Annotated in this window: 24 protein-coding genes and 1 riboswitch; of the genes, 21 read left to right on the forward strand and 3 right to left on the reverse strand. The window is 59.7% G+C overall.

What is annotated here, in order from left to right; all coding sequences use genetic code 11:
- Positions 1 to 36: 36 nt before the first annotated feature.
- Genes Q0Z71_RS06055 through Q0Z71_RS06065 form a run of 3 tightly spaced genes read right to left on the reverse strand, consistent with a single transcriptional unit; the run spans position 37 to position 2,967 of the window.
- The gene (locus Q0Z71_RS06055) at positions 37 to 831 is read right to left on the reverse strand and encodes an ABC transporter ATP-binding protein (RefSeq protein WP_298019616.1); all 795 of its coding nucleotides are present in this window, start codon (positions 829 to 831) and stop codon (positions 37 to 39) included.
- Entirely contained in the window at positions 828 to 1,895 is a 1,068-nt protein-coding gene (locus Q0Z71_RS06060) for an iron ABC transporter permease (RefSeq protein ID WP_298019619.1), read from the reverse strand. Before Q0Z71_RS06060 ends, Q0Z71_RS06055 begins: the two co-directional genes overlap by 4 nt.
- A 1-nt stretch (position 1,896) precedes the next feature.
- Complete coding sequence (locus Q0Z71_RS06065; RefSeq protein WP_298019621.1) at positions 1,897 to 2,967, reverse strand: ABC transporter substrate-binding protein; 1,071 nt, start codon at positions 2,965 to 2,967, stop codon at positions 1,897 to 1,899.
- A 144-nt stretch (positions 2,968 to 3,111) separates the two neighbouring features.
- Positions 3,112 to 3,294, reverse strand: a riboswitch (cobalamin riboswitch).
- A gap of 272 nt (positions 3,295 to 3,566) precedes the next feature.
- Here Q0Z71_RS06065 and Q0Z71_RS06070 point away from each other — a divergent pair.
- From Q0Z71_RS06070 to ispF, 21 genes are all read left to right on the forward strand, one after another.
- Positions 3,567 to 4,031 carry an immunoglobulin-like domain-containing protein gene (locus Q0Z71_RS06070; protein ID WP_298019623.1) on the forward strand — a complete coding sequence of 155 codons (465 nt, stop codon included), beginning with the start codon at positions 3,567 to 3,569 and terminating at the stop codon, positions 4,029 to 4,031.
- Positions 4,032 to 4,439: 408 nt separating this feature from the next.
- Entirely contained in the window at positions 4,440 to 5,003 is a 564-nt protein-coding gene (gene infC / locus Q0Z71_RS06075) for a translation initiation factor IF-3 (RefSeq protein WP_298019624.1), read from the forward strand.
- Positions 5,004 to 5,041: 38 nt separating this feature from the next.
- The gene (rpmI, locus tag Q0Z71_RS06080; protein ID WP_298019626.1) at positions 5,042 to 5,239 is read left to right on the forward strand and encodes a 50S ribosomal protein L35; all 198 of its coding nucleotides are present in this window, start codon (positions 5,042 to 5,044) and stop codon (positions 5,237 to 5,239) included.
- A gap of 34 nt (positions 5,240 to 5,273) precedes the next feature.
- Positions 5,274 to 5,624, forward strand: a complete 351-nt coding sequence (rplT, locus tag Q0Z71_RS06085; protein WP_298019628.1) for a 50S ribosomal protein L20 — start codon at positions 5,274 to 5,276, stop codon at positions 5,622 to 5,624.
- Between the two features lie 321 nt (positions 5,625 to 5,945).
- Positions 5,946 to 6,605, forward strand: a complete 660-nt coding sequence (locus Q0Z71_RS06090; RefSeq protein WP_298019630.1) for a site-2 protease family protein — start codon at positions 5,946 to 5,948, stop codon at positions 6,603 to 6,605.
- A gap of 9 nt (positions 6,606 to 6,614) precedes the next feature.
- Positions 6,615 to 7,397: a ScpA family protein gene (locus Q0Z71_RS06095; RefSeq protein ID WP_298019632.1), complete on the forward strand. Its 783-nt coding sequence runs from the start codon at positions 6,615 to 6,617 to the stop codon at positions 7,395 to 7,397.
- A gap of 21 nt (positions 7,398 to 7,418) precedes the next feature.
- Positions 7,419 to 8,054, forward strand: coding sequence for an SMC-Scp complex subunit ScpB (scpB, locus tag Q0Z71_RS06100; RefSeq protein WP_298019634.1), 636 nt, complete (start codon positions 7,419 to 7,421; stop codon positions 8,052 to 8,054).
- Between the two features lie 49 nt (positions 8,055 to 8,103).
- A complete protein-coding gene (locus Q0Z71_RS06105) occupies positions 8,104 to 8,763 on the forward strand; it encodes a DUF2953 domain-containing protein (protein WP_298019635.1) in 660 nt (219 codons plus the stop codon).
- A 61-nt stretch (positions 8,764 to 8,824) separates the two neighbouring features.
- Complete coding sequence (gene ytfJ / locus Q0Z71_RS06110; protein ID WP_298019637.1) at positions 8,825 to 9,223, forward strand: GerW family sporulation protein; 399 nt, start codon at positions 8,825 to 8,827, stop codon at positions 9,221 to 9,223.
- Positions 9,224 to 9,265: 42 nt separating this feature from the next.
- The gene (locus tag Q0Z71_RS06115; protein WP_298019640.1) at positions 9,266 to 10,357 is read left to right on the forward strand and encodes a D-alanyl-D-alanine carboxypeptidase family protein; all 1,092 of its coding nucleotides are present in this window, start codon (positions 9,266 to 9,268) and stop codon (positions 10,355 to 10,357) included.
- An 11-nt stretch (positions 10,358 to 10,368) separates the two neighbouring features.
- On the forward strand, positions 10,369 to 11,091 hold the full coding sequence (locus Q0Z71_RS06120; protein WP_298019641.1) for a pseudouridine synthase: 723 nt from the start codon (positions 10,369 to 10,371) through the stop codon (positions 11,089 to 11,091).
- Positions 11,088 to 11,240 carry a hypothetical protein gene (locus Q0Z71_RS06125; RefSeq protein WP_298019643.1) on the forward strand — a complete coding sequence of 51 codons (153 nt, stop codon included), beginning with the start codon at positions 11,088 to 11,090 and terminating at the stop codon, positions 11,238 to 11,240. Before Q0Z71_RS06120 ends, Q0Z71_RS06125 begins: the two co-directional genes overlap by 4 nt.
- A 409-nt stretch (positions 11,241 to 11,649) precedes the next feature.
- Positions 11,650 to 12,516 (forward strand): MurR/RpiR family transcriptional regulator, encoded by an 867-nt coding sequence (locus Q0Z71_RS06130; RefSeq protein WP_298019645.1) that lies wholly within the window; start codon positions 11,650 to 11,652, stop codon positions 12,514 to 12,516.
- Positions 12,509 to 13,753, forward strand: a complete 1,245-nt coding sequence (locus Q0Z71_RS06135) for an NAD(P)/FAD-dependent oxidoreductase (RefSeq protein WP_298019647.1) — start codon at positions 12,509 to 12,511, stop codon at positions 13,751 to 13,753. Before Q0Z71_RS06130 ends, Q0Z71_RS06135 begins: the two co-directional genes overlap by 8 nt.
- A gap of 14 nt (positions 13,754 to 13,767) precedes the next feature.
- Positions 13,768 to 14,445, forward strand: coding sequence for a (d)CMP kinase (cmk, locus tag Q0Z71_RS06140; RefSeq protein WP_298019649.1), 678 nt, complete (start codon positions 13,768 to 13,770; stop codon positions 14,443 to 14,445).
- A complete protein-coding gene (locus tag Q0Z71_RS06145) occupies positions 14,442 to 15,077 on the forward strand; it encodes a 1-acyl-sn-glycerol-3-phosphate acyltransferase (protein WP_298019651.1) in 636 nt (211 codons plus the stop codon). The genes cmk and Q0Z71_RS06145 overlap by 4 nt, the downstream gene beginning before the upstream one ends.
- Positions 15,074 to 17,041 (forward strand): bifunctional 4-hydroxy-3-methylbut-2-enyl diphosphate reductase/30S ribosomal protein S1, encoded by a 1,968-nt coding sequence (locus Q0Z71_RS06150; protein ID WP_298019653.1) that lies wholly within the window; start codon positions 15,074 to 15,076, stop codon positions 17,039 to 17,041. The genes Q0Z71_RS06145 and Q0Z71_RS06150 overlap by 4 nt, the downstream gene beginning before the upstream one ends.
- 273 nt (positions 17,042 to 17,314) lie before the next feature.
- The gene (locus tag Q0Z71_RS06155; RefSeq protein ID WP_298019655.1) at positions 17,315 to 18,655 is read left to right on the forward strand and encodes a butyryl-CoA:acetate CoA-transferase; all 1,341 of its coding nucleotides are present in this window, start codon (positions 17,315 to 17,317) and stop codon (positions 18,653 to 18,655) included.
- 214 nt (positions 18,656 to 18,869) lie between these two features.
- Positions 18,870 to 19,367, forward strand: coding sequence for a CarD family transcriptional regulator (locus tag Q0Z71_RS06160; protein ID WP_298019657.1), 498 nt, complete (start codon positions 18,870 to 18,872; stop codon positions 19,365 to 19,367).
- 20 nt (positions 19,368 to 19,387) lie between these two features.
- Complete coding sequence (gene ispD / locus Q0Z71_RS06165) at positions 19,388 to 20,119, forward strand: 2-C-methyl-D-erythritol 4-phosphate cytidylyltransferase (RefSeq protein WP_298019659.1); 732 nt, start codon at positions 19,388 to 19,390, stop codon at positions 20,117 to 20,119.
- Complete coding sequence (gene ispF, locus Q0Z71_RS06170; RefSeq protein WP_298019661.1) at positions 20,116 to 20,601, forward strand: 2-C-methyl-D-erythritol 2,4-cyclodiphosphate synthase; 486 nt, start codon at positions 20,116 to 20,118, stop codon at positions 20,599 to 20,601. Before ispD ends, ispF begins: the two co-directional genes overlap by 4 nt.
- Positions 20,602 to 20,607 lie beyond the last annotated feature (6 nt).

A 20,607-nucleotide genomic window follows, 5' to 3' on the forward strand; every position in this document is an offset into this window, starting at 1 on the left:
TCTTCGATCCGCCTTTTCGCCTGCATCAAGGATCCTCTAAGTATGGCAATGACAGCGAAGTCCTGCACTTAGGCAGGCAGTCCGGTGCAGCTGCGGTACATCGATCAGGTGCAGCTCGCTGCGGTATAGATCCCGCAGGCATTCCTCTGTAACGAGTTCGCGTGTGTACCCGACATGCAGGACGCCGTCCCTGTCCAATATCGCCGCTTTGCCGCCAAGCAGGATCGCGTGGTTGGGATCATGGGTGGTCATAATGATGGAATATCCGCTGGCGCTCATGTTCTGCACAAGCTCAAGGATGTATGTGGAACGGCCAAAATCCAGATGAGATGTGGGCTCGTCCAGCAGGATGGCCTGGGGCTGCTGGGTGAGTGCCCTGGCGATCAAAACCAGCTGCCGCTCTCCGCCGCTGATCTCGGTATAAGGTTTTTCCGCCAAATGCGCGATATGCAGTGTCTCCAGTGACTGCATGGCTATCCGGCGGTCCTCTTCTTTGGGCTTGGAAAAGACCCCTATTTTAGCGGCACGACCCATCATCACAAAATAAAGCACGGTATAGTCGAATACCGGGATGTGAGACTGCTGCACATATCCGATCACGCCGGCGATCTCCCGCACAGACATTTCAGCCATGGGCTTTCCGTTCAAGAGGATCGTGCCGGAGCTGGGAGAGCGAATGTTTGCAAGGCAGTTGAAGAGCGTGCTTTTCCCAGCCCCGTTGGGACCTAAAATAGTCAGTACTTCTCCTTTGTCCAATGTGAATGAGGCGTCCTTTATAACGGTGCGTCCGCCAGGGTAAGCGAACCGCAAACCTCGTACATCGTATATCACTGCAGTTCTCCTTTTTGGCGTTTCATCAGCATAATATAAAATGGGGCCCCGATAAGGCTGGTCAGGATGCTGACGGGGAGTTCCACTCCGGCTATATTACGGGAACAGGTGTCCACTACGATCATAAATATAGCGCCCAGCAGGCATGCCACCGGCATCAGTTTCGTGCTGTTTGGCCCTACCAGCATACGCGCAAAGTGGGGGATCACCAAACCGACCCAACTGATGGTCCCGCATAAGCAGACAGCGCTTGCTGTCAAGATGGAAGAACACAGGATGGCGACATTTCTGATGGGCCTTGCATTGGCGCCCAAAAGCTTTGCTTCCGTCTCACCCATGGAAAGGATATCGATCCACCATGAAATGAGAAGCAGAATGACCGTCCCGACAGCCATGGGAGCAAGAACGCTCCCGATCTCATCGTATTTCACATATGCGAAACTGCCCATCTGCCAGAAGGTGATGGCCTGCAGCTGACTCTGTGGATCGGCCACATATTTGATCATGCCCATGACCGAACTCATCAGGCCGGAAACGATCACCCCGGAGAGCACAAGCATGATGTTGGAGGTGCTGCCCAGCATTTTGGGGATCAGGAGTGTGAGGCCAACGGACAGCAGGCCGGTGCCAAAAGCCATCACCTGCTGGATCCACGTTCCATTTAATCCCATCAATATGGCCAGCGCGGCGCCCACGCAGGCGCCGGAGGAAACGCCCAGGAGATCAGGGGATACCAGGGGATTCCTGAAAATGCCCTGGTATGCCGAGCCTGACAGAGCCAGCGAGGCCCCAACCAGTCCGGCGGCGATGATCCTGGGGAGCCTTAGATAGAATATGACCTTCTCCATCATGGGCTTCCAGGTCACTTGGGTGTGCAGCATCTTTCCAAAAAGGACCTGTATGCTTTCCCCCATCGTCATGGAATATTGCCCCAGACACAGGCAGACCAGCGATATAAACAGAAGCAGCACTGCCAGAATAAGTACCCAAATGAGAGTGGGCAGAGCATACTTTCTGCCCACTCTATTTGATTTCAGATCTGCGGCCTTATCTTTGCTGTACATATCAGAAGCCCAGTTCTTCTCTCGTCAGAGTCAGACCGTAAACAGTGTCGTAATATTCCAGCGCGATTTCCTCCAGTTCCGCATCGCTCAAGCGGTCGGGATACATGGTGTGGATAAGCCACAATGTACCCAGAGAAATGACAAAGCCGGGATACATCCACAGGTCGATATCAGCGGGAGATTCATATACATGGCCATTCTGAACGGCCTTGAGGCTTGCATTGGCAGGGTCATTGATGAAGCTCTCCAGGGTATAGTCTCTGCTGGTCAGATCGTTGGCCATAAAGATATAATCCGGGTCCCACTCCATGATCTGTTCCATGCCGACCTGCGCCCAGAGCTCACCTCTGCCGACTGCGGCAGCGGGATTGACGGCACCGGCTTTTTCGAGAGCCATGCCCTGCAGCATCGTATCCGGGGCCGTAGAACCCACATATTCGCCAAGGAAGATGGCGGTCGGCTTTTCGGAGTCAGGAATGTCCGCCACCAGGTCCTCCGCCATGCCCGTCAGCTTTTCATAATAATCGATCAGCTCCTTGGCGCGCTCCTCTTTGCCAAAAGCCTTGCCGAACATATCGATTGCATACAGGACCTCTTCCTCCGTCTCCATCCTGAGCGCGAGAGTAGGAATACCAAGCTCATCAAGCGTGTCGATCAGCTTGCTGTTCCACTTCATGATGACCACATCCGGCTCCAGGTCCGCAATGGCCTCGGCGCTGGTAGTTCCGTCTCTTTTGATAGAGCCTCTGTTGGCCAGATCAGGGTTGATCATCAGGCAGAAATCGTCTGTTGTCGAATTGACGATCTTGTCGTCCACATCCATGCAGATGTAGTTTTTGATGCCCCATCCCGCCACGATCCGCTGTACATCCCGGGGGACCTCAACTTCGCGGTCGTTAAAATCTACGATGGTAATGGTATCCGAGGAACTCTCCTGTTGGGGGGCCTCGGCGGGATCGGCGGCTGCTTCGGAAGGCGGTTCCGGGGATGATTCACCGGCCGTACAGCCGGCCATAGACAGGACCATGGCCAGAGCCAGAAGTATACAGAGGATCTTTTTTGCAGTTTTCATGTTTATTTCTCCTTTTGTTTTTTATATCACCGCAAAAAAAATACTGCTTTCCAAAAGCGGAAAGCAGTCCAAAGCAACGCAAATACAGGCGCACAGCGCACCCCTGGTCCAGTCACTTCAGATGAGCTACTTTCTGCGGAAGATACCTCATCGTTCCTCTTAAGCAGGTTTCCTGGCTTTGGGAATAGCGCTTGCCGCACCTTCTCGTCCATCGACAATGGTGTTTTGCAGCAAACTACCCTCTCACAGTGACCGGATCGCTCGGGATTTTCACCCGATTCCCTTTTACCCCCTCTTCCGAGGGGCACTCAAGAAGTATTTGTACTAATTTTATACACCGTGTATAAAAAAGTCAAGTGTCAATGATACCTTTCTGCCGGATACGATTGCAGGGGATCCGAAAATCAAGCGGCAGCGCATAAAACGGGGAAAGGGGAAAAGCGGCGGATAACAGGCAGTTTCGGTATCGGAGGTCCTATGCCGGCTCCGGGCAGACAACATCGCCCTGCCGGTTAAAAGAAGAAATCTGCGGGAACTTTGGGAACTTTTGGGCGGGACGCGCCGTCTAAAAAGTAAATGACTGAAAGGGGAATCTGACGATGCGGAGAGCTGTTTGCGTGACGGCCCTGCTCTGCCTTCTTTTGCTGACGGGGTGCGGCGCGGAGACCAAAACAGGGGAGAAGTTCGAGGGCGAGGTCAACACCTACGAGGGCGTGACCATGACCGTGGTGGAGGGAACGGCCTATCCCGGCGCCGTCACCGTGGAGATCGTGAACACCACGGATGCGGAGATTGACAGCGGCAACGAGCATGACTTCGGCCTGCAGAAAGAGGTGGACGGGACCTGGTACTGGCTGGAGACCCAAAAAGGCGAGTACGCCAACACCGCCGAGGCGCTGATCTATCCAAAGGACGAGACGGTGACGCAGGAGCTGACCTGGGCCAACCGGTATGGCTCGCTCCCGGAGGGCCATTACCGGGTGGCGAAATGGTTTTTTGAGTACCGGGAGCCGGGGGACACCGAGGACTTTCTGCTGACTGCCGAGTTTGACATCGCGCCATAAAAAATGCGCGGCGGGTACTGCGTCCCGCCGCGTATTCGTAAATCCCAGGATCCGCCGCTTATTTGCGGTTTTCCTTCTGGTTGCGCTGCTCGTTCTGCTGCTTGTTCTCGCGCTGGTTCTGATTCTGGTTCTGATTGCGCTCATTCTGGTTGTTCTCACGGTTCTGCATAAAGGTACCTCCTTTCGCTTCACGGATACAGTCCCTATTGTGGCCAGGAGGGCTTTCAAATATACATAAAAAACCTGAAAAATACGGTTGACAAACCCCGGCGGGGCTGGTATACTAATCAGGCAAAACAAAGAAGGCTGATCGCATCCGCCTCACCTCCAGCCAACGGGCAAAGAGGTCAACAGCGTCGTATCCAGACTGCCGCAAGGGGCAGTTTGTTGTTGCGCGGATGCCAGTGTATGGTGTCCGCGTTTTGTGATTTTATGGATGGAGGTGCTTCGACCATTAGTAAGCAAGTGCATGAACTGAATGAGGAGATCCGCGACAAGGAGATCCGTTTGATCGGTTCCGGAGGTGAGCAGCTCGGCATCATGGCCCCCGCGGAGGCCCTGAAGATCGCCGACGAGCAGGGCCTGGACCTGGTCAAGATTTCGCCCCAGGCCGTTCCGCCGGTCTGTAAGCTGATGAATTACGGCAAATTCCGGTTCGAGCAGAGCAAGAAGGAAAAAGAAGCCAGAAAGAACCAGCACGTGGTCGAGATCAAGGAGATCCGGATGTCCCCGGGCATCGACATCGGAGATTTCAACACGAAACTGAAAAACGCCCAGAAGTTCATCGCTGACGGAAACCGCGTCAAGGTCTCCGTCCGCTTCCGCGGCCGTGAGATGGCCCATACCGATATCGGCAAGGAGCTGCTGGGCCGGTTCGCTGAACAGTGTGCCGAAACCGCCAACCTGGACAAAGCCGCCAAGCTGGAGGGCCGGATGATGTCCATCTTCCTGTCCCCCAAATCCGGCAAGTAATATCGAAGATTTTCAAATACACGGAAGGAGCTACTACTATGCCTAAGCTGAAAACCCATAGCGGTGCCAAGAAGAGATTCAACCTGACCAAGACCGGTAAGGTCAAGCGCGCCAAGGCTTTCAAGAGCCACATCCTGACCAAGAAGGATACCAAGCGTACTCGTCGTCTGCGCGCCGGCGGCTATGCGGACGTCACCAATGTGGATGCTGTCCGCAAGATGATCCCCTACAAGTAAGATTACGAGACGTTGAAATAGGAGGTATACACAAATGGCTAGAGTCAAAGGCGCGATGATGACGCGCAAGAGAAGAAATAAGACCCTGAAGATGGCGAAGGGCTATTGGGGTTCCAAGTCCAAGCATTTCCGCGTTGCCAACCAGGCGGTGATGAAGTCCCTGACCTACGCTTACACCGGCCGCCGGCTGAAGAAGCGTGACTTCCGCTCCCTGTGGATCACCCGCATCTCCGCCGCCTGCAAGATGAACGGCATGAACTACTCCACCTTCATGCACGGCCTGAAGGCCGCCGGCATTGAGATCAACCGCAAGATGCTGGCCGAGCTGGCTGTCAGCGACGCCGCCGCCTTCACCCAGCTGACCGAGATCGCCAAGAAGGCCTGATCTCCGCATATCAAAAGGAACCGCTCCAGGGCGGTTCCTTTTTTGCATATCTGATGGGAGATTTGGGATTTTCCTTGTGTTTTCCGCAGCGGTTTGGTATAATCAAATAACTTGAAAAGTGGTAAACCCACTTTTCAAGTGTCACAGCGCGTACGCGCTGTGACAGGCCGCGAAAGCGGCCTTGATTTAGATTTCATAGTCATTCACCGTGCGCTTCGCGCACAGCGGGCATTGCCCGCTTGAAAAACAGCTTTGCTATTTTTCAAATGAATTGACTATATAATGACTGTATATTTTGGGTCATTATGTCTGGAGAGAGCTATGCTGCATTATCTGCAAGAATTATTTCGCGCCCTGAACTTTGCCTCCATGGGAGAGGCGGCTCTCCGGGTGGCTGCTGTTTTTTTATGCCTGACCGTCCACGAGACCTGCCATGGCCTGGCGGCCTATGTGCTGGGAGACCCCACGGCCAAGTCGATGCACCGGCTGTCCCTGAATCCGCTGCGGCACATCGACTGGCTGGGCCTTGCGATGATGTTCGCGGTCGGCTTTGGCTGGGCCAAGCCGGTGCCGGTGGACCCGCGGTACTTCAAAAAGCCCAAGCAGGGGATGGCACTCACGGCTCTGGCGGGTCCGGTCTCCAATTTTCTGCTGACATGCTTGCTGCTGGCTGCTTATAAGGCGATTTTACTTTATGGACCTGACAGCGCTGCCATGGGGATCTTGTTTTACTTTCTGGTGGTCACGGCCCGCCTCTCTCTGGGCCTGGGGGTGTTCAATCTGATCCCCATCCCGCCGCTGGACGGCTCCAAGGTGCTGGCGGTGCTGCTGCCGGACCAGACCTACGGCCGCCTGATGCGGTATGAGCGATATGGAATTTTCGTACTGCTGGCGCTGTCGTTCCTGGGGATCGGGGACGGCTTTATGGGACTCCTGATATCCCGCGCATGGATGGCCGTGCTGAAGCTCTTTGGTTTTTGAGGTGTTCAATTGGAAAATCCTGTCTACAAATTGGAAAAAGTGGTCCGCTCCCGGTCGGAGGAGATGCAGGACTTTGAGGGCCCCCTGGATCTGATCCTGTTCCTGCTGGGCAAAAATAAGATGGAGATCCAGGATATCTCCATCTCCCTGATCTGCGACCAGTATATCACCTGGCTGGAACAGCGGCAGAAGATGGACCTGGAGGTGGCCAGCGAGTTCGTCACCATGGCGTCCCATCTGGTCTATCTCAAGACCCGGATGCTGCTGTCCATCGAGGATGAAGAGGCCCAGAGCGAGATGGACGCCCTGATCCAGTCCCTGGAGGAGCGCCGCCGGAACGAGAACTACGCCCGCATCAAGGCGCTGACGGTCAAGCTGGGCCCCATGGGGGAATTTGGCCGGAATATCATCACCAGGAACCCGGAGCCCATGGAGCGGGGGAAGATCTACGAGTACAGCCAGGAGAAGGCGGACCTGGTCCTGGCCATGGCGGAGATCCAAAACCGGGCGGAGCGGACGCTGCCGCCGCCCAGAACGTCCTTTCAGGAGATCGTTCAGCATGAGCCGTACCCGGTGGAGAGCAAGGCCCGGGAGATCATCCGCCAGCTGAAGGAGCACGGCATCACCCGGTTCCGCCTGCTCTTCCGGGGAAACCGCAGCCGCAGCGAGGTGGTAGCCACCTTTCTGGCGGTGCTGGAGCTGTGCCGCGCCCACATCCTGCATCTGGCAGGGTCCGAGACGGACTGCACCGTCCGGCAGGAGAGGGAACTGCCGGAGAATTTGACTTTATGATCGCACAAGGAGAGACCGGCCATGGAGACCATGGAGATGAGAGAAATAGAATCCGCCATTGAGGGCATCTTATTCGCGTCCGGCGAGCCGGTGAATGTGGACCGCATCTGTGTGGCCCTGGAGATGGACCGGCCCACTGTGGAGCAGGTGCTCCAAAAGCTGATGGACTACTACGCCTATGAGCGCCGGGGCGTCCGCCTGCTGCACATCGAGGACAGCTGGCAGCTCTGCTCCGCGCCGGACTACGCCGACGTGATCCGCAAGGCATTTGAGATCCGGAAGCCCGCCAAATTGAGCCAGCCGGCGTTGGAGGTCCTGACCATCATCGCCTACTACCAGCCCACCACCCGGGCGTTTGTGGACCAGATCCGGGGCGTGGACAGCGCCTACACCATGGGGCTTTTGCAGGAGCGGAAGCTCATTGAGGAGTGCGGCCGCCTGCAGGTGCCGGGCCGCCCCCACCTGTACCGCACCACCAAGCAGTTCCTGAGGGCCTTCCACCTGACCAGCCTGGAGGACCTGCCGGAGATGCCGGACCTGGGCGGCGAGGGCCAGATGCGCCTGAACGAAAACGGGGAGATCATCGACCCTGTGGAGGAGACGGAGATCACCGGCGCCGACACGCCGGAGACCGCGGATTTCCCGACAGAGGCATAACACCGCTTCCGCCGCAGGCGGCAGCGAGGGACATGAAGGGGGGACGGCCTTGCTCTGGCTTTGGATATTGGGCATTTTAGCGGCGCTGATCCTGCTGCTGTGCCGGACCCGCGTGGGCATCCATGTGGGGCTTCACGGCGGGGAGACCACGGCGGACGTAAAGCTCGGCCCCTTCCGCATCCGGGTCCTGCCTGCGAAGAAGAAGCCGAAAAAGGCGGAGAAGCCGCCGAAGGAGCCGAAAGAGGGGAAAGAGGAAAAACCGAAAAAGGCTTTTCCCAAGATCGCATTTGCGGATGTCAAGGACGCCGTCCGCACCCTGGCGCCGCCGCTGAAAAAGGCGCTGGCCCGGACACGGCGGGGCATCCGCGTCCAGCCGCTGGACCTGCGGATCACGCTGGGCGGCAGCGAGGACCCGGCCGCCGCCGCGGAGCAGTACGGCTATTTCCACGCCGGGGTATGGACCGTGATGCCGGTGCTGGAACAGCTGCTGGTCATCCCGGACCCGTACATCCATGTGGGGATCGATTTTGACGCCCCAAAGACGGTGCTGGAGGGAGAAGCCGGGATCTCGATCCGCATTGGGACCCTGCTGGCCGTGGGCTTTGGCGTGGGCATCCCGGCGCTGCGGTGGTTCCTCCGCTTTCAGAAAAAGCAGAAGCAGCAGCCAAAGGCGGAAACGGCGGAGGCCGCGGAAACCGCGGCCACATGATATCACGAACAGGAAAACGCCGCACTGAAAACAGTGCATGGCATCAGAAAGGATGAGCAGAATGGATAATACGATGGAAAAGAAAAGCCCCCTGTGCGACCTGATGCGCTCTACCATGGAAAAGATCCACGAGATGGTGGACACCAACACCATTGTGGGACAGCCCATCACCACCCCTGACGGCGTGACGCTGATCCCCATCTCCAAGGTCAGCTTCGGCTTTGGCAGCGGCGGCGGAGACTACGGCAAGGCCCCCAAGGAGAATTTCGGCGGCGGCAGCGGCGCCGGCGTGAAGATCGACCCGGTGGCGTTCCTGGTCATCAAGGACGGCGCCACCCGCGTTCTGCCTGTGGCGGTGCCTCCCGTATCCACGCTGGACCGCGTGGTGGAGATGGTTCCCGATATCATGGATAAGGTGGAAAAATATTTCGACAAGAAGGAAGCAAAAGAAACCGACTGATGGGGGTATACTACCATCACTGCAAATGATGAGGTGATGGTTTTGCCAAGAAGATTTGGCTGCTTTTTTGCGGCTTTTCTGGTGCTGTTTCGTATATTTCCTTGTCAGGCCCGCGCTGTGGGCACCTCCGCCACGTCGGCGATCCTGATGGACGTGGACAGCGGACGGGTGCTGTATGAGCAGAATGCTGACGCGAAGATGCTGATCGCCAGCACCACCAAAATTCTGACGGCGCTGGTGGCGATCCGGGAGGGAGACCTGAACGCTGTGGTCACGGTGAAACGGGAGGCCGCGCTGACGGAGGGCTCCTCCATGTACCTGAAGGAGGGGGAGCAGCTGACGCTGGAGACCCTGCTCTACGGACTGCTGCTCTGCTCCGGCAATGACGCCGCCGTGGCCATCGCGGACGCGGTGGGCGGCAGTCAGGCGGAGTTCGTGGAGATGATGAACGCCACGGCTCAGGAGCTGGGGATGGAGCATTCCTCCTTCGCCAATCCCAATGGCCTGGACCACGAGATGCACTATTCCACCGCCCGGGATATGGCCCGTCTTGCCTGCGCGGCCATGGAGAACGAGACCCTGATGCGGATCGCCTCCACCCGCAGCGTGACCATCGGCGGGCGCACCATGACCAACCACAACAAGCTCCTGACCTACATGGATGGGTGCATCGGCTTGAAAACGGGCTATACCCGGGCCGCGGGGCGGACGCTGGTCAGCTGCGCGGAACGGAACGGACAGCGGCTGGTGGCGGTGACGCTCCAGGACGGCAACGACTGGGCGGATCACCAGGCGCTGTATGACTACGGCTTTTCCAACTATCCCGCCCAGCGGACGGCGGTGATGGGACAGGCGGTCAAACAGGCCAGCGTACAGGGCGGCCTGCGGGCCACTGTGCCGCTGGTGGCGGCGGAGAGCTTTGCCTGGCCGGTGGCCGCAGGGGAACGCCTGGAGACCCGCGTCGAACTGGACGGTCCTCTGACGGCCCCGGTGACTGCCGGGACCAAAGTGGGACAGGCCGTGTTTACACTGAACGGTGCCGAGGTGGGCCGGATCGACCTGCTGTGCGGGGAAACGGTGCAGCCAAAGCTGGAATCGGCCCTGAAAACACTGAAGCTGGGGCTGCCTGCGTAAGGAATAAAACCATGGAAGAAAGATTACAGAAATTGCTCTCCGCCGCCGGGGTGTGTTCCCGCCGGGCGGCGGAGGGGTACATCACCGCCGGACGGGTGACGGTCAACGGCGCCCCGGCGGAATTGGGACAGCGGGCCGACCCGGACCGGGACGAGGTCTGTGTGGACGGAAAGCCTCTGGCACCCAGGGCAGAGCCGGTCTGTCTGCTGCTGAATAAGCCCCGGGGCTATGTGACGACCCTGTCTGACGAGCAGGGCCGCCGGACGGTGGCGGACCTGGTGGCGGACTGCGGCGTGCGGGTCTACCCCGTGGGGCGGCTGGACCTGGACTCCGAGGGCCTGCTGCTGCTGACCAACGACGGGGCGCTGGCGCAGCATCTGATGCACCCCAGCCATGAGGTGTCCAAGACCTACCACGTCTCCGTCTATGGCCCGGTGGCGGGAGCGGCGGAGCGGCTCGCAGCCCTGACGGATCTGGAGGGGGAGGCCATCCGCCCCGCCCAGGTGGAGGTCCTGCGCGGGACTAAACAGACGGCGGAGCTGGCCGTTACCATCCACGAGGGAAAGAACCGGCAGATCCGCCGGATGTGCGCCGCCTGCGGCCTGACGGTGAAGCGCCTGCGCCGGGTGCGGGAGCACAGCCTGGAGCTGGGGGACCTGCCGCCGGGGAAGTGGCGTTTTTTGACGCCGGAGGAGGTCGCGGCGCTGAGAGACGCATCAGAGAAGCCTTCATGAAAAGACGGCTTCTGCATCATCATCAGCAGTGCCTGCCGGAGTTTCCGGGAGCCATGGAGCGGGCGCTTTCTGTTTTGAGAATTTTGCCGGTGACGGTTGATTTGGGTTCCTTTTATACAATGGGATGCCGCAACTGGTTCCGGATATAAACGGCAGAAAGCGGCGGCAAAAAACGTCAAATGAAAAGGACCTGGAAGAAGATCGTGATTGCGGAACTGCTCGTGGGCGGGATCTGCGCCCTGCTTCGGCACCTCCGCCGGCTGACTTCGGCGCGGGAGGTCCTGCTCCTGTTCGGAATATTAGCGGCGGTGACCGCATGTGCCCTGCCGCTGGACCGGCTAAAAGGAAAACTTCTGGAGCGCGGACAGCGCTTCAGCTCTTGGAGCGGCTTTGAAAGGATATCTCTGGCGGGACGGTATGCCGTTCCGCCTTTTTGCAAGCTAAAGAAAAAAACTTGCAAAAACCATTTGAATCCAGGGGGATTTGTGGTACAATACGGCAGGATAAACACACCGGGCGCGGTGGGCCGTTAGGGCCGGACACGCGGAGGAAAGGCATATGGCGAAAAGCATGTTACATACCATTGAGCGCAATATGGACAGCTTCTCCAAGGGGCAGAAGCGGATTGCGGGGTATATCCTGGAGAATTACGACAAAGCGGCTTTTATGACCGCCAGCAAGCTGGGCAAGCTGGTGGGCGTCAGCGAATCCACGGTGGTCCGCTTCGCCTCGGAGCTGGGCTATGACGGCTACCCCAGCATGCAGCGGGCTTTGCAGGAGATGATCCGCAGCCGCCTGACCTCCACCCAGCGCATCCAGGCGGCGGGGGACCAGTTCGCGGGACAGGATATCCTGGGGGCGGTTCTGCAGTCGGATATCGACAAGCTGCGGGAGGTGGTCAGCGGGGCTGACCGGCAGGAGTTTGACAAGGTGGTGGACCGCATCCAGGGCGCCCGCCACATCTATATCCTGGGGGCACGCTCCTCCACCTTTGTGGCGGGGTATCTGAATTTCTACCTGCACCTGCTGTTTGAGAACGTGACGCTGGTGCAGACTACCGCCGCCGGAGAGATCCTGGAGCAGCTGTTCCGCATCGGGCCGGGGGACGTGATGATCGCCATCAGCTTCCCCCGGTACTCCAAGGTCACGATGAACACGGTGAAATTCGCCCAGGGCCGGGGGGCCACCATCGTGGCCATCACGGACAACGAGCTGTCCCCGGTCTACCAGATGTCCGACGCGGCGCTGCTGGCACCCTGTGAGATGATCTCCTTCGTGGACTCCATGGTGGCGCCGCTGTCCCTGATCAACGCCCTGCTGGTGGCGCTGGCCTACCGGATGGGGACGGACGTGTCCGCCACCTTCGCGGAGCTGGAGGGCATCTGGAACGAATTCGGCGTGTTTGGAAAGATGGATGATGAGTAAACGGATCGTGGTGATCGGCGGCGGGGCCGCCGGAATGATGGCCGCCATCTGCGCGGCTGAGCAGGGGGGAGCCGTGACCCTGCTGGAACCCAATGAGCGGCTGGGGAAAAAGCTGAACATCACCGGCAAGGGCCGGTGCAATGTGACCAACAACGCGGACCTGGAGACCCTGCTGGCCAATACGCCCCGGAACGGAAAGTTTCTGTACAGCGCGTTCTCCCGCTTTGACGGGCGGGACGCCATGGCCTTTTTCCAGGGCCTGGGCGTGCCGCTGAAAACGGAGCGGGGGAACCGGGTGTTCCCGGTGTCCGACCGGGCCTTTGACATCAGCGGCGCGCTGGAACGGCGGCTGAAGGCCCTGAAGGTGGTCCTGGTCCGGGACCGGGCGCTGTCGCTGGAGCTGGCGGACGGCGCAGTCCGCGGCGTTTTGGGGGAGAGGCGGGCCTACCCGGCGGAGGCGGTGATCTTGGCCACCGGAGGCGTCTCGTATCCCGCCACCGGCTCCACCGGAGACGGCCACCGCATGGCGGCGGAGGCCGGACACACCGTGACGCCGCTGCAGGGCTCCCTGGTGCCCCTGCAGGGCGTTTTGGAAAAAGGCGGCCCCTGTGTGCGGTTACAGGGCTTGAGCCTGCGGAACATCGGTTTGACGGTGTTTGAAAATCAAAAAAAGATCTACACGGACTTCGGCGAGCTGCTGTTCACCCACTTCGGGGTCAGCGGCCCGCTGGTGCTGTCCGCCTCCGCCCACATGCGGCACTTTGACAAAAAGACCTACCGTCTGGAGATCGATTTGAAACCGGCCCTGGACGAGCAGACGCTGGACAGGCGGCTGCTGTCGGACTTTGAAAAGCACGCCAACAGCGATTTCCGCAACGCGCTGGACGACCTGCTGCCCCAAAAGCTGATCCCGGCGGTGGTGGAGGGGAGCGGCATCCCGCCCCACCAGAAGGTCCACGAGATCACCAGGGAGCAGCGGCGGGAGCTTCTGCACCTGCTGAAGCATTTTTCCGTGGTGATATCAGCGCCCTGCCCGGTGTCTGACGCCATCGTCACCTCCGGCGGCGTCAAGGTGGGGGAGATCAATCCGACCACCATGGAGTCAAAGCTTGTAAAGGGATTATACTTTGCGGGAGAACTGATCGATGTGGACGCCTACACCGGCGGCTTCAATCTGCAGATCGCCTGGGCGACAGGCCGGACCGCCGGCATCGCGGCGGCGCAACAAGAACTGTGACAGGAGAGAATTTTATGAGACCCATCAGTATCGCCATCGACGGCCCCTCCGGCGCGGGGAAGAGCACCCTGGCCCGCAGCATGGCCGCAAAGTTGGGATTTTTATATGTGGACACCGGAGCCATCTACCGCACCATCGGCTATTTTGCCCATGAGCGCGGCGTTGACCCCAAGGACGAGCAGGCGGTGGCGGCGCTGCTGCCCCAGGTCCATGTGGAGCTGACCTATGGGGAGGACGGCTTGCAGCACATGCTGCTGAACGGCCGGGATGTGACGAGGGAGATCCGCCTGCCGGAGATCTCCCTCTGCGCCTCGGCGGTCTCCGCCCATCCCAGCGTGCGGGCGTTCCTGCTGGAGATGCAGCGGGAGCTGGCCCGCAGCCACAGCGTCATCATGGACGGACGGGACATCGGCACCGTGGTGCTGCCGGAGGCGGATGTGAAGGTGTTCCTCACCGCCTCCGCTGAGGTCCGGGCCAGACGGCGGATGCTGGAATTGGAGCAGCGGGGAACGCCGGAGCCCTTTGAGAAGATCCTGCGGGAGATCGAGGAGCGGGACTGGAACGACTCCCACCGGGCGGCGGCGCCGCTGCGGCAGGCGGAGGACGCCGTGCTGCTGGACACCTCGGCGCTGGATTTCCGGCAGAGTGAGGACGCGCTTCTGCGTATCATCCGGGAAAGGACGGGCCTATGAGACCGCTGAACGGATTTTTTGTATTGGTATATTATGTGGTGGGCTTTATCGCGAGGATCCTGCACCCCACCACGGTGATCGGCATGGAGAAGCTGCCCAAGAGCGGCGCGCTGCTGTGTCCCAACCACTCCAGCAACTGGGACCCTGTCCTGCTGGGCACGAGGCTGCCAGTGAACTACCGGCTCCACGCCATGGCAAAGGCGGAGCTGTTTGAAAATCCGGTCCTGGGATGGATCATCCGCAAGCTGGGCGCTTTTCCCGTCAGCCGGGGCAGCAACGACATCAGCACCGTGCGGACCTCCATCCAGGCCATCAAGGAGGGCGACAACCTGCTGATCTTTCCCGAGGGGACCGTGGTCCGCAACGGCGTGGGCTATGTGGACGGCCTGCCCGCCCATGCCAAGGCGGGCGTGGCCATGATCGGCGTGCGGACCGGCGCGAAGCTGATCCCGGTGTTCATGGATGGGGAGAAGAAGCTGTTTCACCGGACCCGCATCATCTTTGGGGACCCCTACCAGCCGGTTTACACCGGCCGCCACGGCACGTCGGAGGAGATGCAGAAGATCGCGGACGACATCCTGGCGGCGGCCTACGCCCTGGGCGGACAGTCCGTGGGAGGGACGCCGCTGTGAGGGAACATGTGATCCTGGCGGAGAGCGCCGGATTCTGCTACGGCGTTCAGCGTGCGGTGGACCTGGCCCAAAGGACCGCGGAGGAGACCCGCGGCTGCTGGATGCTGGGGGACCTGATCCACAATGCCCATGTGGTGGAGGACCTGGCCCGGCGGGGCGTCCGAAAGACGGCGGACGCCGGCGCGCTGGGGAAGGGAGACACCGTTATCATCCGCTCCCACGGGGAGCTGAAAGAGGTGCTGGACGCCCTGGAGGAACAGGGGGTGGCCTGTGTCAACGCCACCTGCCCAAATGTGTGCCGCATCCAGAAGCTGGTGGCGCAGGCGGAGCAGGAGGGACGGCAGCCAGTCATCATCGGGGAGCCCCACCACCCGGAGGTCCGGGGACTTGCCAGCTGGTGCGCCCATCCCCTGGTTTTTGACGGTCCGGAGGCAGTAAAAATGTGGCTTGCCGAAAATCCGAAAAACCGGGAAACCCCTGTCACAGTAGTATCGCAGACCACCTGTATTCGTGAACTTTTTGAAACTTCTTGGAAAATCATAAAAAAAGAGTGTACAAACGCAAAAAAATTTGATACAATATGCAATGCTACGCATAAACGTCAGACCGAGGCGGCATCCATTGCCGGCAAAGTGGACGTGATGGTCGTGGTGGGAGACCGTAAAAGCGCCAACACCAAACATTTGACAGAAATTTGCATGAGGAGATGCCCCCGTGTCCTCCAGATCGAGAACGCGGACGAGCTCTCGCCGGATTTTTTCGATGGTTGTTCTGTTGCGGGCCTTACGGCCGGAGCCTCCACGCCTGCGGGCATCATTAAGGAGGTATATGCAACGATGAGCGAAGAAATCAAAGCGGCCGAGGGCAAAGAGGAGTCCTTCGAGGAATTACTGAATCAGTCTATCAAAACTTTAAATACAGGGGAGAAGGTCACCGGCATTGTCACGGCCATCACGCCGACTGAGGTACAGGTGGACGTGGGCGCAAAGCAGGCCGCTTACATCAAGCTGAGCGAGCTGAGCGACGATCCCACCGCCAAGCCCGAGGATATCGTCAAGGTCGGCGACGAGATCGAGACTTACATCGTCCGCGTCAACGACGTGGAGGGTTATGCCGAACTGAGCAAGAAGCGCCTGGACGCCCAGAAGGTCTGGGAGAACATCGAGAACGCTGTGGAGGAAAAGACCGTGCTGGAGGGCACCGTCACCGAGGAGAACAAGGGCGGCATCGTGGTGTCCGTCAAGGGCATCCGCGTGTTCGTGCCCGCCTCCCAGAGTGGTCAGCCCCGCGGCGCCGACCTGTCTGCCATGATCAAGCAGAAGGTCCAGCTGCGCATCACTGAGGTCAACCGTGCCCGCCGCCGCGTGGTGGGCTCCATCCGCTCCGTCACTGACGAGGCCCGCAGAGCCGCCCAGGAGGAGGTCTGGAACAACATCGAGGTGGGCAAGCACTACACCGGCACCGTGAAGTCCATGACTTCCTACGGCGTGTTTGTGGACATCGGCGGCGTGGACGGTATGGTACATATCTCCGAGCTGAGCTGGAGCCGCATCAAGACCCCCTCCGAGGTCTGCAAGGTGGGCGACACTCTGGAGGTGTATGTCATCGGCTTTGACGCCGAGAAGCGCAAGATCTCCCTGGGCGTGAAGGACCACAGCGTGGAGCCCTGGGACGTCTTTATGGGCAAGTACAGCGTGGGCGACGTGGCCAATGTCCGCATCGTCAAGCTGATGACCTTCGGTGCCTTTGCCGAGGTTGTTCCCGGCGTGGACGGCCTGATCCATATCTCCCAGATCGCGGACCGCCGCATCGAGAAGCCCGAGGACGTCCTGTCCGAGGGTCAGATGGTGGATGCGAAGATCACCGCCATTGACGAGGAGAAGAAAAAGATCTCCCTGTCCATCCGCGCTCTGCTGGCTCCCGCTGTGGAGGAAGCCGAGGAGGAAGCTCCTGTCGAGGAGTAAGACCGCTCAAAGAGGAGACAGACCAGTGATGGCCTGTCTCCTTTTTTGAAATTTTGTGATTTTTTTCACGTTTTCCGTTGCAATCCCATACTGCATCTGTTATAATCTTGACAAAGTGTGCAATATAGTCAGGCACAGAGGGCCGTATACGCAGCCTGCGGCGCTGCACAGCAGCATTGCATGGAAAAGAACTCCTTGGAATTCTTTTTAACTGTGCCGGCTATAACGACAGATTACCAATCATAACATATTATATATCAGGGAGGAAGAAACATGAGCTATCAGGAAGAATACCGGCAGAAGCTGACCACCGCGGAAGAGGCGGTCAAGGTCGTAAAATCCGGTGACTGGGTGGATTACACCTGGTGCACCTGCCATCCCGTGGCACTGGACAAGGCGCTGGCCGCCCGGAAGGACGAGCTGACGGACGTGAAGGTCCGCGGCGGCGTGACCATGTGGATGCCGGAGATCTGCAAGGCGGAGGACGCGGGCGAGCATTTTACCTGGCATTCCTGGCATTGCAGCGGCATCGACCGCAAGATCATCGGCAAGGGCATGGGCTATTTTGGCCCCATGCGCTATTCCGAGCTGCCCCGCTTCTACCGGGAGGAGCTGGACCCGGTGGATGTGGTGATGCTCCAGACCACCCCCATGGACGCTTTCGGCAACTTTAACTTTGGCCTGAGCTGCTCCCACCTGGCGGAGATCATCGCCCGCGCCAAGTGCGTCATCGTGGAAGTCAACCAGAACATGCCCTGGGTCTATGGCCTGACCGGCACGGAAGTCAACATCAAGGACGTTGCCATGGTGGTGGAGGGCGAGAACCCGCCCATCGCGCAGCTGGGCGGCGGCGGAGCGCCCACCGACGTGGACATCGCCGTGGCGAACCTGGTGGTGGAGCAGATCCCCAACGGCGCCTGTTTGCAGCTGGGCATCGGCGGAATGCCCAACACCATCGGCAGCATGATCGCCCAGTCCGACCTGAAGGACCTCTCCGTACATACCGAGATGTACGTGGACGCTTTCGTGGACATGGCCGCGGCCGGCAAGATCACCGGCCGCCACAAGGCGCTGGACAGAGGCCGCCAGGTCTTTGCCTTCGCCGCCGGTTCCCAGAAGCTCTATGACTATGTGAACAGAAACCCCGACGTCATGGCCGCGCCTGTGGAGTACACCAACGACGTCCACGCCATGAGCCAGATCGACAACTTCATCTCCATCAACAACGCTGTGGATATGGACCTCTTCGGCCAGATCAACGCCGAGTCCGCCGGCATCAAGCACATCTCCGGCACCGGCGGCCAGTTGGACTTTGCCATGGGCGCCTACCTGTCCAAGGGCGGCAAGAGCTTCATCTGCATGTCCTCCACCATGACCGACAAGCAGGGCAACGTGAAGAGCCGCATCCTGCCCACGCTGACCTCCGGCTCCATCGTCACCGATCCCCGCTCCTGCGTCCACTATGTGGTCACGGAGTACGGCATGGTGAACATGAAGGGCCTGTCCACCTGGGAGCGCGCGGAGGCGCTGATCAACATCGCCCATCCCCAGTTCCGGGAGGAGCTGATCGCCGAGGCGGAAAAGATGCACATCTGGCGCCGCTCCAACAAGTGAGCGACCACAGATTTTCTGTTATGACGGACGGCTTTTTGGCCGTCCGTCGCATTTTTCTGCGGATTTTTTCTTAAAATGGTTGCAAAACCTCCGAAAAATGCTTGTAAACCCCAAAAGAAGCGTCTATAATAAATTTGTATTAAAGAATTCTCAAAAAAGACCAGAAAAGGCGGGAACCAGGCACCGCACGGACCGGAAAGGGAAGGGGTTTGCCATGTTCAGCATTGGGGATCTGGTGGTGCATCCCATGCACGGTGCCGGGGTGATCGACGGCATTGTGCAGGAAAAGGTTGCGGGGACCACGAAGGAATATTATGTGTTCAAAATGCCTGTGGGAGGGCTTGTGCTGAAGATCCCGGTGACCAACAGTCAGGCGATCGGGGTCCGGGGGATCATCTCCAGGGAGGAGGCGGAGCATCTACTTGCGGCCATTCCATCTTTGGAGACCGAATCCAACAGCAATTGGAACAAGCGCTATCAGGAAAATATGCTGCGCCTGAAAAGCGGCGACCTCTATGAGGTGGCCCGGGTCATCAAGTCCCTGATGAGTCGGGAGAGCCGCCGCGGGCTCTCCACAGGGGAGCGGAAGATGCTCCACAACGCAAAGCAGATCATGATCTCCGAGCTGGTATTGGTGGAGGAGATGGATTATAATAAGATGGAGGAACGGCTGGACCGGGCGGTCACACAGCGCTCCGTTGTCCAGGCCTGATGTTCAGGAGAGGGGTTGCCATGTTTCCGTTTTTGAAAAAGATGCGGGAGGCCCGCCGCCCCCGCTGTGCCGCCCTGGTGGCAGCCGCCGGAAGTTCCAGCCGGATGGGCGGCGTCAACAAGCTGCTGGAACCGCTGGACGGGACGCCGGTCCTGGCGCGGACGCTGACGGCTTTGCAGCAGTCGGAGCAGGTGGATGAGATCATCGTCGCCACACGGGAAGAGGACCTGGTGGAGATCTCCCGCCTGTGCCATACATACGGTATCACGAAATGCACCAAGGTGGTCCGGGGCGGCGAGAGCCGCGCCCATTCCGTTCTGCTGGCGGCGCTGGAGGCGTCCCCGGAGATGGAGCTGCTGGCGGTGCAGGACGGCGCCCGCCCGCTGGTGACGCCGGAGCTGATCGGCCGGGTCATCACTGCTGCCGCCCGGTGCGGGGCCGCCGCCCCGGCGGTCCCGGTGAAGGACACCGTTAAGGCGGTCCGGGAGGACGGCGCGGTGGAGCGGACGCTGGACCGGGATGCCCTGCGGGCCGTCCAGACGCCCCAGGTCTTTGAGGCGGACCTCCTGAAGGCCGCCTTGCAGGCCGCCCTGGAGGGCAATATCCCCGTCACCGACGACTGCTCCGCCGTGGAACGGCTGGGCAAGGTGGCCTTTCTGGTGGAGGGCGACGAGGAGAATCTGAAGATCACCACCCCGACAGACCTGATCCTGGCGGAGGCCCTTTTACAGGCGAGGGAGGACAGACGATGACGAACCTGCGCATTGGACACGGCTATGACGTCCACCAGCTGGTGGAGGGCAGAAAGCTGATCCTGGGGGGCGTGGAGATCCCCTGGGAGCGGGGGCTTCTGGGCCATTCGGACGCCGACGTGCTGACCCACGCCGTGATGGACGCCCTGAGCGGAGCCGCCCGGCTGGGGGATATCGGCAGGCTGTTTCCGGACACGGACCCGGCCTATGCGGGGATCTCCAGCATGAAGCTGCTGGCGGAGGTGGGACGGCTTTTGAAAGAGCAGGGCTGTGCGGTGGTGAACATCGACGCCACCCTGTTGGCCCAGGCACCGAAGGTGGGGCCCTACCGGCAGAAGATGGCGGAGAACATGGCCGCCGCCCTGGACATCGATCCGGAACAGGTCAACATCAAGGCCACCACGGAGGAGGGGCTGGGCTTTACCGGCGAGGGCACCGGTATGGCGGCCCACGCGGTGGTCCTGTTGGAGAAAACAGCATAAGGATAG

Origin of the sequence: uncultured Dysosmobacter sp. (assembly GCF_947631635.1) — a bacterium.
Classification (GTDB): Bacteria; Bacillota; Clostridia; order Oscillospirales; family Oscillospiraceae; genus Oscillibacter.